We start from the raw sequence: 12063 nt of genomic DNA, 5'->3' as shown, positions 1-12063 counted from the left end.
TCGGCACCCAAGTCTAGGCGCCCATCGCCGTGGCCAGAAAAAGGGCGGCGGGGCCCGTGGGTTCGGACGGCCCCAGCCAGACGGCGTGCAGGTCACGCTCGATGTTGCCGCCGACGATCGGCACCGCCAACAGCCTGCCGGCGACCAACCCGCTGAGGACCGCGTGGATGGAGAGGACGGCGGGCCCCAGCCCGGCCGCCACGGCAGCGACCACCGCGCCGTTGCTCGGGAGCTCCACGAGGGGGGCCGCCCGGCGGCCGGGTACCGCCTGATCCAGGAACGACCTGGTGCCCGAGCCGCGTTCCCGTTCCACCAGTGCCGTGAGGGCCAGTTCCTCGACGGTGACGCCCCCTCGCCTGTCCCCCCAGGGATGCTCCGGAGCGACCACCACGACGAGCCGGTCGGTGCCGACGCGGACCCGCTGCAGGTCGCCGGGCACTTCCGGGCCCTCCACGAACCCGAGGCCCACCCGTCCGCGGCGCACGTCGTCGACCACGTCGGCCGAGTTGTGGATCACCATGCTGGCCGCGACCCCGGGATGGTCGCGCCGCATGGCGGCCAGCCAACTGGGCGCGAGGTACTCGGCGATCGTCATGCTGGCGGAGACCACCAGGTCGCGGCCCTCGTACTGCAGCGCGGCGACCCCCTGCAGCAGGCGGTCCATCGCCACCACCACGCTGCGCGCCCATTCGACGGTGAGCTCCCCGTCGGCGGTCAACGTGGAACCGGCGGCACTCCGGGTGACCAGCGTGAGCCCGAGCCGCTGCTCCAGGCCGGCCAGGGTCCGGCTGGCGTTCGACTGGGCCATCCCCACAGCCCGGGCACCGGCACCCAGACCGCCCTCGTCGGCGACCGCAATCAACAGGCGCAGGGCGGCGACGCCGGGCTCATGGGGCAGAGACATATCAGGAGCATATGCCCTCATGTCCGAAGCGGGTTACCGCGCCCGGCCCGGCATTCCCCACACTCTTCCTGTGACCACAGCAACAGCCGCCAGAACGAGCGCCTCCGTCCTGCCAGGGCTCGCCGCAGCCTTCGCCGCAGCCCTGCTCGCCGTCGCCATCGCCCAGGTGGTCCCCACCCTCAGCCCGCTGCTGGTGGCGATCATCCTCGGCGTCCTCTGGCGGAACCTCGCCGGGCAACCGGCCTCATGGGCACCGGGTGTCGCCGTCGCGGGCAAGCGCGTGCTGCGGATCGGCATCGTGCTGCTGGGCTTCCAGGTATCGCTCGTCGAAGTGTTCGGGCTCGGCGCCGGCACGCTCCTGCTGGTGGTGGCCGCCGTCGGCGTCACCTTCTTCACGACGCGACTCCTGGGCAGGCGGCTCGGGTTGTCCATGGCGCAGAGCACCCTGATCGCCGCCGGCTTCTCGATCTGCGGTGCCGCCGCCGTGGTGGGGGTCGAGCCGGTCACCGACGCCGACGAGAACGACACTGCCACCGCCGTCGCCCTGGTGGTGGTGTTCGGCACCCTCCTGATCCCGCTGCTGCCCCTCGCGGTGGCTGCCCTGAACCTCGGCGCCCAGGCGGGCGGCATGTGGGTGGGCGCCTCGACGCACGAGGTGGCGCAGGTGGTGGCCGCCGCCGGCCTGATCGGCCAAGAGGCGCTGCCCGTGGCGGTCACGGTGAAGCTGGCCCGCGTCCTGTGCCTCGCACCCATGGTCGCCCTGCTGGCCATGGGGCGCCGCCGCCGCGCGACCGCCGACGCCACCTCCGCGCTGCCGCCGATCGTGCCGCTGTTCATCGCCGGCTTCGTCATCGCCATGCTCGTGCGCACCGTCGGCATCCTGCCGGGGCCCCCGCTGGGCGCGATCGCGGTGGGGCAGAAGCTGCTCCTCGCCGCCGCGATGTTCGCGCTCGGGCTGGGGGTGCACGTGAAGTCCATGCTGAAGGTGGGCGGCAAGCCGTTCATCCTTGCCACCATCGCCACCGGCATCATCACCTCGATCGGGCTCGCCGGCGCCCTGGTCCTGGCCTAGAACGCCGCCCGCGCCTGCTGCAGCGCCTCAGGGAGCACCTGGCACAAGCCGTCGATGTCGGCATCCGTCGTCGACCAGCCCACCGAGAACCGCAGCGACTGGGTCGCCTCGTCGGGGGTACGGCCCATCGCCAGCAACACGTCGCTGGGCTGGTGCACCCCGGCCCTGCAGGCAGACCCGACGGAGGCGTGCACACCTCGCTGGTCCAGCAGGAACAGGAGGTCGTCGGCCCTGATGCCGTCGAAGGTCACGTTGACGATGTGCGGTGCGCCGTCGTCACGGCTGTTGAGCCGGCCACCGGCGCCAACCGCCGCCGCTGCGATCCGTCGGCTGAGGCCGCACAGCCGTCCAGCCTCCACAGGCAGCGACCCGACGGCGGTGCTCGCGGCCCGCGCGAAGGCCGCCGCCAGGATCACCGGCACCGTCCCCGAGCGCACCTCCCGCTCCTGGCCGCCGCCCAGGCCGGTGGCCCGCGGCACCACCTCGCGCCTGGCGAGGAGCGCACCGATGCCCACCGGCCCGCCGATCTTGTGGGCGGACAGCGACATCAGGTCCGCGCCGCTGGCCGCGAAGTCGACGGGCAGGTGCCCGAGCGCCTGCACCGCGTCCACGTGCAGCCACGCGCCCACCCGCTCGGCCAGGCCGCGGATGTCGTCGACCGGCTGCACGATCCCCGTTTCATTGTTGGCCGCCATCACCGAGACGACGCCGGCCCGCTCGTCGATCAAGTGTGCAGCCTCCGCGACGTCCACCCACCCCTCCGACGTGACCGGGATGGTTTCCGCGCCCCACTGGACGGCGCCCAGGACGGCCGGATGCTCGACGGCGGACACCAGGCATCGGTCCCGTCCCTCGTCGCGTCGCTTCGCCCACCCCCCGAGCACGGCGATGCTGTCCGCCTCGGAACCCCCCGACGTGAAGACGACCTCTGTCGGATGGGCGCCCACTGCCACCGCCAGTTCCTCGCGCGCCTCCTCCAGGATCGCGCGCGCCCGCTGGCCCGGCCGGTGCAGTGAGGAGGGGTTCCCCACGAGGGAAGCGAGCTCCGTGAACACCGTTATACTGTCCCCGCGCATGGGGGACGAAGCGGCGTGATCGAGGTAGACCGACATAACCTCAGCCTAGAGGCGCGGCGCGCAGACCAATTAGCCCAAACCCGGCCCCGGTGGCAGAATGAACCGCCGTTCCATCCTCTGATGAAAGACAGCATGATCCCCCAACCGGCACCTGACAGCCGCTTCCTCGGAGCCCACATCACTGACGCCGGAGTTCGCTTCGGGTTGTGGGCACCCCGCGCGACGGCAGTCGAGCTGGTGCTGGTGGATCAGACCAACCATCAGTTCAACCACCACATGGCTGCCGATGACCAGGGGATCTGGACCGTCGAGATCCCGGGCATCGGCGCCGGCCAGGCTTACGGCTACCGGGTGCACGGCCCGTGGGACCCGAGTGCGGGCAGCCGCTTCAATCCGGCCCGCCTCCTGCTGGACCCCTACGCCCGCGCCATCAGCGGCGGCGTCGACTTCCGTGGCCCCATCCTCGACCACGTGCCGGGCGACCCCTTCACCATCTCCACCTGGGATTCCTTCGGAGCCGTGCCGCTGTCGGTGGTGGTGCGCGACACCCCGCCACCCAAGGCCATCGAGAAGCGCCGGCCGATGTCGGAGACGATCATCTACGAGACGCACCTGCGGGGCTTCACCAAGATGCACCCCAGCGTGCCGGAGCACCTGCGCGGTTCCTACCTCGGCATGGCGGACCCGGCGGTCATCGCCTACCTCAAGGACCTGGGCGTCACCGCGGTCGAGTTCCTCCCGCTGCACCACTTCGTCTCCGAGCCGTTCATCGTGGCCAAGGGCCTGCGCAACTACTGGGGCTACAACACGCTCGGCTTCTTCGCCCCGCACGCCTTCTACGCGCCGCGCGGCACCGTCGGCGACCAGGTGTCCCAGTTCAAGGCCATGGTCTCCGCTCTGCACGAGGCCGACATCGAGGTGCTGCTCGACGTGGTCTACAACCACACCGGAGAGGGTGGCCACCAGGGCCCCACCCTGTCCATGCGGGGCATCGACCACGACGCGTACTACCGCCTCACCAACGACCGCCGCGACGACTACGACGTCACGGGCACCGGCAATTCCGTCAACACCGCCCACCCCATGGCCCTGCAACTGGTGATGGATTCGATGCGCTACTGGGTCACGGAGATGGGCGTCGACGGCTTCCGCTTCGATCTGGCCACCACCATGATCCGCGACGCCCAGCACCACGTCGACCAGAACCACGCCTTCAAGCAACTCGTGGCGGCGGACCCCACCTTCGACGGCATCAAGATGATCGCCGAACCGTGGGACGTCGGCCCCTACGGCTACCAGGTGGGCGCGTACGGTCCCGGCTGGTACGAGTGGAACGACCGGTTCCGCGACCACGTGCGCGACTACTGGCGCGGCGCCGTACACGGGGTCCAGGAGCTGGCCACCCGGCTGGCCGGTTCGCCGGACATCTTCGACCAGCCCGGCCGCAACCCCCAGGCGAGCATCAACTTCGTCACCGCGCACGACGGCTTCACGATGCTGGATCTGGTCAGCTACGACGTCAAGCACAACCTGGACAACGGCGAGGCCAACCGCGACGGCAGCGACAACAACCGCTCCTGGAACCACGGCTGGGAGGGAGAGACGCCTGACCCCGAGATCAACGCGCTGCGTCGCCGCCAGGTGCTCAACTTGATGGCCACCCAGCTGCTGGCCGCCGGCACGCCCATGCTGACGGCCGGAGACGAATTCGGCCGCACGCAGAAGGGCAACAACAACGCCTACTGCCAGGACTCCCCCACGTCCTGGGTGAACTGGGACATCGCCCCCGAATGGCAGGCCGTGCGCGACCGCATCCGTGACCTCATCGCCATCCGGCAGCGGCACTGCGCGTTCCGGCCGGTTGATTACGCCTACCACACCGAGATCATCAACCAGCACGGCGAGAACCTGCAGCGCGTCGACCTCACCTGGATGGACGGCCGCTACGGCGAGATGAGCCAGGACGCCTGGCACGACGGCGCCCGCCGCCTGCTGGGGATGTATGTCTCCAACGACCACGAGGGCTTCCTCACCTGGTTCAACTCGGACCCGGAACCGCAGCGCATCGTGTTGCCCACCATGCCCTGGGGCCACGCCTACGAGGTCATCTGGCATTCCGGCGACGACGGCGAACTGCCGGAGGGTGAGCTGCCCGCGCTCGGCGAATTCGACATCCCCGGTCGCACCGTCGCCCTCATGCGGGTCAGAGTGCCGCTCACCTCCAAGGAACTGCTCGCGCTCCAGGCCGAGTCGGAGCCCTCGTCGTACGACCTCATTCCGGGCGGCACGTCCAACAGCTAGGCTGGCGGCGTGACTGAGGACATCTCGCCCCGTATCAGCAAGCGCATCGTCCGGACAGACGGAGGCTTCGGCCGCATCCCCGTCACCGGCGTCACTCCCGTCATCGAGGGCGGGGCCTACCCCGTCAAGGCCGTGGTCCATGAACGCATCCTGATCCAGGCCTCCGTCTTCCGTGAGGGCCACGACGCGGTCAACGCATCGGTCATCCTCACCTCCCCCGGCGGCACCCAGCGCCGCGTCGACATGAAGCAGGTCGAGCCGATGGGCCTCGACATCTGGCAGGCGCACGTGCGCATGGCCGCGGAGGGAGACTGGACCTACCGCATCGAGGGCTGGTCAGATCCCTGGGGCACCTGGCGCCACGCCGCGGAGAAGAAGCTCCCGGTCGGGGTCGACGTCGAGCTGGTCTGCATGGAGGGCCGTGGCCTCCTAGAGCGGGCCGCCCAGCACGCGGACCAGCTGCGGGTCGCCGGCGCCGCCCACCTCCTGCGCGGCGCGGCCGAGACGATCACGCCGGAGACGGACATCGAGGAGATCCTCGAGCTGGTCACTTCCGGGCCCATCCAGCGGGCCATGGCCCGCTTCGGGCCTCGCGACATGGTCTCCCCCACGCCTGACTTCCCCATCCGGGTCGAGCGTCGACGCGCGCTGTACTCGTCCTGGTACGAGTTCTTCCCCCGCTCGCAGGGCGCCCATGTGGACGAGCACGGCACCTGGCACTCGGGCACGTTCGATTCCTCGTACGAGCGCCTGGAGGCTGCCGCCGCCATGGGCTTCCACGTGGTCTACCTGCCGCCCATCCACCCCATCGGCACCGCCTTCCGCAAGGGGAAGAACAACTCCCTGGACCCCAGCCCGCAGGATCCCGGTTCCCCTTGGGCGATCGGCTCCCCGGACGGCGGGCACGACGCGATCCACCCGGATCTCGGCGACTTCGAGGACTTCGACAGGTTCGTCGCGAAGGCCCGTTCGTTGGGCCTCGAGGTGGCGCTCGACCTGGCGCTGCAGGCCTCGCCGGACCACCCCTGGGTGCAGGACCACCCGGAATGGTTCACCACCCGGCTGGACGGCACCATCGCCTACGCCGAGAATCCCCCGAAGAAGTACCAGGACATCTACCCCGTCAACTTCGACCTCGACCCGGTGGGCATCTACCACGAGGTGCTGCGGATCGTGCGGTTCTGGATCGACCGCGGCGTGAGCATCTTCCGCGTCGACAACCCGCACACCAAACCCGTCGAGTTCTGGGACTGGCTCATGAGCCGGGTCTACGAGACGAACCCCGAGGTGATCTTCCTCGCAGAGGCGTTCACCAAGCCCCAGATGATGGCCGCGCTCGGGAAGGTGGGCTTCCACCAGAGCTACACCTACTTCACCTGGCGCAACGCGAAGTGGGAACTCGAGGAGTACCTCACCGAACTGTCGTCGGAGATGGCCTCCTTCTACCGGCCCAACTTCTTCGTCAACACCCCGGACATCAACCCGCTCTACCTGCAGTCGGGAAACCCGGCCGCCTTCTCGATCCGCGCGATCCTGGCCGCCACCATGTCCCCCACCTGGGGCGTCTACTCCGGCTTCGAACTCTTCGAGCATGAGCCGCTGGCAGAAGGCCGTGAGGAATACCTCAACTCGGAGAAGTACGAGTACCGGCCCCGTGACTACAATTCGCAGCCCAACCTCAACCTCCTGTTGGGCCGGCTCAACGAGATCCGCGAGCAGCACCCCTCGCTGCAGCAGTTGCGCGACATCCACCTCCACCATGCCGCGCACGATCAGGTCATCGTCTACTCCAAGCACGATGCCGACGACGTGATCCTGGTCGTGTGCTCCCTGGACCAGCACGCCACGGTGGAGTCGCCCGTCATGCTCGACTTCGACGCGCTCGGCTTCCCGAACCGCGCCACGGTCAAGGTGCACGACCTGCTGACCGGCGAGGAATACCAGTGGGGCCGGGAGTCCTTCGTCCGGCTCTACCCCGGCAAGCCCGCCCACATCTTCCATGTGACGGCCGAATGACCGGCACGGACGCTCTCTGGAACCTCGCGCTCACGCAGCGGTGGTTCTCCGGGCGCGAGGGGCGCCCCGTCGACGTCGAGTACGGCGATTGGCTCCCCTCGGAAGACGCCGAGGTCCGTCTCCGGCCCGCGGTGCTCGTCGTCGAGTTCGACGGCGGACGCCGGGAACGCTTCCTCATTCCGCTGCTGTACCGCGGCGGGGAGGACCCCGTTGACGCCTGCGACGACGGCGCGGTCCTGCTGGACCTGCTCCGCACCGAGGCCCCTGGCTTTGAACGGCTGCGCGACGTGCCCGAGGGCCTACCCGCCCACCGCTACACGGGCGAGCAGTCCAATACGAGCATCTTCTACGGCACGCAGCTACTGGCGAAGGTGTTCCGCCGCCTCGAGCCTGGCGTCAACGCGGATGTGGAGGTGCACCGGGCGCTGGCCGGCAGCGGCGTGGTGGCCGAACTCTATGGCTCTTGGCGGGTCGACGGCACTGACTACGCCGTTTTCCTGGAGGCGCTGAAGGCCCCGCAGGACGGCTACGTGCTGGCCTGCGAATTCGCTTCCGAGGGCCGTGGGTTCGCCGGCCACGCGGAGGCGCTGGGCGTCGCGCTGGCCACCGTGCACCACCGCCTCGCGGCCCATTTCCCGATGTCGACCACCGACGGCACCCGGCTGGCGGACGACTTCAGGCGGCGTTTCCGCACCGTCGTGGCAGAGGTGGGCGCCGTCGAGCCGTATCAGCCCGCCGCCGAGGCCGTGTTCGCCCAGGTCGCGGACCACCAGGTGCCCACGCAACGCGTGCACGGCGACTGCCACCTCGGCCAGGTCCTCCTCAGCGAGGGCCGGTGGATCTACGTCGACTTCGAGGGTGAACCCCTGAAGTCGATCGAGGAGCGCCGCCTGCCGGATTCGCCGTTGCGCGACGTCGCCGGCATGCTGCGTTCCTTCGCCTACGCCGCCGCGGCGGGCGGGGCCGACGACGCCTGGCTGACCGAATCCCGGTCCGCCTTCCTGCACGGCTACGGGCAGGACGACATCGACGCGTCCCTGCTGGCCGCCTACGAGATCGACAAGGCGGGTTACGAGGCGACCTACGAGTCGCGCTACCGCCCCCACCTGCTCGGCGTCCCCCTGGGCTACCTCGACACGCTGGGCTGAAGCGCCCCCGCCACTGCCAACCGGTGCCTCACGAGCACGGCGCGCAGCAACTGGTCGAAACGGGTACGGTCCAGAGCCGGCGCCCCCTGGAGCGGTCGAATCCCGCCGCCCCTGCTCAGCCGGGCCTTGACCGTGTGGATGCCCACCACCTGGTGCACCGCGATCTGCTCGTAGGTCAATCCACAGATGTCGCGCAGCACCAACGCCTCCCTGATGACCACAGGCAGAGACTCCAGCACCCCCCGCAGCCGCAGCTCGACGGGATCCGTGCACACGGGCACCGGAAGTGCCGCCTGTCGGGGCGGCTCAGGGCTCCGTTGCCGGTGCCAGGCGACGGCTCGAGAAGTCCCCGCCGCCACGAGGCTCAGCCAGTGGCCGAACGCCACCAGCCCGCTGTAGTCAGTGATCGCCCTCCTCGCATTGCCGAACGTGTGCGCCAGTGCATCCATCGCGTCGCGCGGGTCGTTGGTGATCCTCAGGCAGACGGACCACAGCGTGTGACGGTGCGGCTCGAGTAGCGTCCCGAACGCCCGCTCATCCCCCGCGCGGGCCGCGTCGATGGCAAAGGTCCTTGCCGCTATGTCGCCTACCGACGTGATCGTCATGTTGTCCCCCCTGAAATCAACGGTGACCTGAGCCATATCTTCGTCCCGCGGCTTAAGGGATTCTTAAAACTTCCTTACCGGATGGGCTTTGGGAACCCCTCGGGCGTGCAACCATGTGTCGATGGAGAAGGCTTGCCGGATTCGCCTTCTCGGCCCCGCCCGGGTGCTGGGTGCCGACGGCGCCGGCCCTGTGATGATGAGCGGCACGCGGCAGCGGGTCCTGCTGGCTGCGCTCGCCCTGAGGCCGGGCCGCCCGGTCCCCGTGCCAGACCTGGTCTCCGCACTCTGGGGCGACGAGCCCCCGGACAGCGTGCACAACGCCCTCCAGGTCCATATCTCCGGGCTACGCAAGGTTGTCGAACCGCTCGGTTTCCCCATCGTCCGGGACGGGGCCACCTACACCCTGGCCTGCGGGATCTCCGACGTCGACGTGGCCATGTTCGAAGCCCTCGTCACCCGCGCGCAGTCCCTCCTCCGTAGCGCCGCGCCGGACCAGGCGCTGGAGGTGTTGGAACGGGCCTTCACGCTCGCCTCGGGCCCGCTGCTGGCGGGGCTGGACCTGACGGCCTGGTTGGAGCAGACCCGCCGGGCGATCGCCGAGCGGCACGTCGCCGCCCGCCGCGACCACGTCATCGCCCTCTTCCGCAGCGGCCGTGCGGAGCGCGCGGTGGAGGAAGCGCGGTCGCTGGTGGCCGACGATCCCCTCGACGAGGCGTCCTGGTCTCGACTGATGGCCGCCCAGTACCACGCGGGCCAGCCCGGTGCCGCACTGGAGACGTTCCACCAGGCCCGCCGCACGCTGCTCGACGAGCTCGGCGTGGAGCCGTCACCCGAGCTCACGGCGCTGCAGCGCGACATCCTCAACCACAAGCTGCCGTCCCCGGTCACTCCGCCGACGTTGCAGGGAGCCTCGCTGCCGACGGCCGACCTCGTCGGGCGCGGCGACCTCGTCGAGCGCGTGCTTTCGGCGGTGGGCTCGCACCGGCTCGTGACGCTCCACGGCCTCGGAGGGGTGGGCAAGTCCGCCCTCTGCATCGCCGTGGTGGACAGGCTGAAGGCGGCGGGCCGCCGGGTGGCCACGACGGAGTTCATGCAGGTGTCCACGCCCAGGGACGCGCTGGAATCCTGGTGCCGAGCCCTCCAGTTGCCGATCGGGGACGGGGATCCGACGCAGACGATCGCGAGGGCCGGGCCGTGCGTCCTCGTTGCCGACAACGCGGAGCAGTTCGACGGTTTCGCAGATCTCGCGCTCGCCCTGCTGTCTGCCGCGCCTGAGGCCACGGTGCTCGTGACCGCCCGTCAGGCGGTCGGCATCGGCCCGGAGGCGGCGATCGTCGTGCCCCCGCTCCCGTCGGATCCCAGCGGCCCGTCGGCAGCCGAGGAGTTGTTCGTCCGGCATTGCCGCCGCGCCAGGCCCGGCATCGATATGGAAGATTCCGCGGCCGACATCCGCGAATTGTGCCGGCTGAGCGGTGGCCTGCCGCTGGCGATCGAGCTCCTCGCCGCGCGGATCAGGGTGTCGTCCCCCGCGCGGCTGGTCGAGCAGTTGCACCGGTCCCCTGAGGCGCTCGCAGCCCTGACGACGGACCGCGATCCCCGGCGCAGCATCCCCGCCGTCGTCGAGTGGGCGGCCAACGGCTGCTCGCCGGAGGCGCGGATGCTGCTGCGCGCCATGGCCGAGGCGGCTGGACTCGTCAGTGGGCACCTCGTCGACTCGCTGAGTCGCAGCCCCCAGGCGCTGATGGAACTCGTGGACGCGGGCCTCGTCACCGGACCCACGGATTCGGACCATTTCCTCGTCCTGCCCCCGGTGGCGCAGGCCCTCGGCGACTCCGACGGCCCCACCCGGGACGCGCTGCTCGACGCCGTGACGGACCTGGTGCGGCCCCCGGACGGGTCGCAGCCCTCGGTCCGGGCGCTCCTGGACGACCAGTCCGCCGTGTTGCGGGCCGTGACGCTCTCCTGCGAGGCGGGGCACCCGGGGGTCCTGCTGCCGTGGCTCGAACCGTTCTGGCTCGCCACCGCCCGCGTGCGCGAGGGCATCCGCGTCCTGAATGGTGCGCTGGAGAGCGCGCATCCCGACGACAGGGTGGCCCTGCAGGTCGCGCTGGGGCTGTTGGTGGTCCTGACCGGTGAAGGCGACCCCGACGCCTTGGAGGCGTCCCTCCGTGCGGCGGAAACCACGCCCTGGTACCACAGCCGGCTCGTCGTCGAGGGCTGGTGCAGCGTCGGGTGCCTCCACGCCGCCGCCCTCCGGCCGGAGGAGGTGACGCGGTGCGCGCAGGAGGCGACCACGGCGGCCGGCCACGACCCGGTGCTGCGCGCCCTGGCGCTGGGCTGCTCCGCGGCCGCCGCCGACGCGGCAGGTGACACTGAGCACGCCGTCGACCTCGGCTTCCGGAGCGTCGCCGAGCTCCGAGGCCACGGGGACCCCCAGGATCTGGTCGCGGCGCTGGGGCGGCTGGTGGAGCCCCTCGTCCGCCTGGGCCGGGTGGCACAGGCGCGGGTCAACGTCGACGAGATGTTGGAGTTGTCGGCCCGGCACCCCATGGGGATGGGAGCTGTGGCGGTCGCGGCCGAGGCAGCCGTCGTCGAACTCGCGGAGGGCGGGGCCGCCGCCTCGATCGGCATGGCCACCACGGTGCTGGCCAAGCTCGACGAGGTGGGGTGCCGCACGCGCCACGAGGTGGTGGCGCTGCGCTGCATCGCGCTCGCGCACCAGCAACTCGGCCGCCCGGGCCTCGGGGCGCGCTTCCTCGGCGCGGCTGACGAGGTCGCCCACCGGGCAGGCCTGCATCCCGACGAACCGTGGGCACTGTTGTTCGAACCGACGCTGGCCGCGCTGCGGGCGGCCCCCGAGTTCGCGGAGAACCGCCTCATCGGCCGATCCGATCCCGACGGTGTGGTCCAGCGCTGGCTGGCAGCCGTCGCCAACGCCTGA

Annotated in this window: 8 protein-coding genes; 5 read left to right on the top strand and 3 right to left on the bottom strand. The window is 70.5% G+C overall.

Annotated elements, in window-relative coordinates:
• Positions 1-13: 13 nt before the first annotated feature.
• The gene (locus C3E87_RS01710) at positions 14-904 is read right to left on the bottom strand and encodes a LysR family transcriptional regulator (protein WP_083665312.1); all 891 of its coding nucleotides are present in this window, start codon (positions 902-904) and stop codon (positions 14-16) included.
• Positions 905-974: 70 nt separating this feature from the next.
• Between C3E87_RS01710 and C3E87_RS01705 the strand changes: the two genes are divergently transcribed.
• Entirely contained in the window at positions 975-1976 is a 1002-nt protein-coding gene (locus C3E87_RS01705) for a YeiH family protein (protein ID WP_198928173.1), read from the top strand.
• Here the strand turns inward: C3E87_RS01705 and C3E87_RS01700 are convergent.
• A complete protein-coding gene (locus C3E87_RS01700; protein ID WP_076058574.1) occupies positions 1973-3088 on the bottom strand; it encodes a cysteine desulfurase family protein in 1116 nt (371 codons plus the stop codon). The two genes, C3E87_RS01705 and C3E87_RS01700, sit on opposite strands and share 4 nt — an antisense overlap.
• Before the next feature lie 84 nt (positions 3089-3172).
• On the opposite strand from C3E87_RS01700, the gene glgX reads away from it, so the two are divergent.
• From glgX to C3E87_RS01685, 3 genes are read left to right on the top strand one after another with little or no spacing between them, the layout of a single operon-like run.
• Complete coding sequence (glgX, locus tag C3E87_RS01695) at positions 3173-5353, top strand: glycogen debranching protein GlgX (protein WP_076058572.1); 2181 nt, start codon at positions 3173-3175, stop codon at positions 5351-5353.
• A 9-nt stretch (positions 5354-5362) separates the two neighbouring features.
• Entirely contained in the window at positions 5363-7369 is a 2007-nt protein-coding gene (locus tag C3E87_RS01690; protein ID WP_083665311.1) for an alpha-1,4-glucan--maltose-1-phosphate maltosyltransferase, read from the top strand.
• Positions 7366-8517 (top strand): phosphotransferase, encoded by a 1152-nt coding sequence (locus C3E87_RS01685; protein WP_076058570.1) that lies wholly within the window; start codon positions 7366-7368, stop codon positions 8515-8517. Before C3E87_RS01690 ends, C3E87_RS01685 begins: the two co-directional genes overlap by 4 nt.
• Here the strand turns inward: C3E87_RS01685 and C3E87_RS01680 are convergent.
• Positions 8496-9122 (bottom strand): RNA polymerase sigma factor, encoded by a 627-nt coding sequence (locus C3E87_RS01680; RefSeq protein WP_158069023.1) that lies wholly within the window; start codon positions 9120-9122, stop codon positions 8496-8498. The genes C3E87_RS01685 and C3E87_RS01680 overlap by 22 nt on opposite strands.
• A 121-nt stretch (positions 9123-9243) precedes the next feature.
• Between C3E87_RS01680 and C3E87_RS01675 the strand changes: the two genes are divergently transcribed.
• Positions 9244-12063: a BTAD domain-containing putative transcriptional regulator gene (locus C3E87_RS01675; RefSeq protein WP_083665310.1), complete on the top strand. Its 2820-nt coding sequence runs from the start codon at positions 9244-9246 to the stop codon at positions 12061-12063.

It is taken from the genome of Tessaracoccus sp. ZS01 (genome assembly GCF_022342445.1).
Classification (GTDB): domain Bacteria; phylum Actinomycetota; class Actinomycetes; order Propionibacteriales; family Propionibacteriaceae; genus Arachnia.
This window is presented reverse-complemented; position numbering and strand designations above follow the sequence as displayed.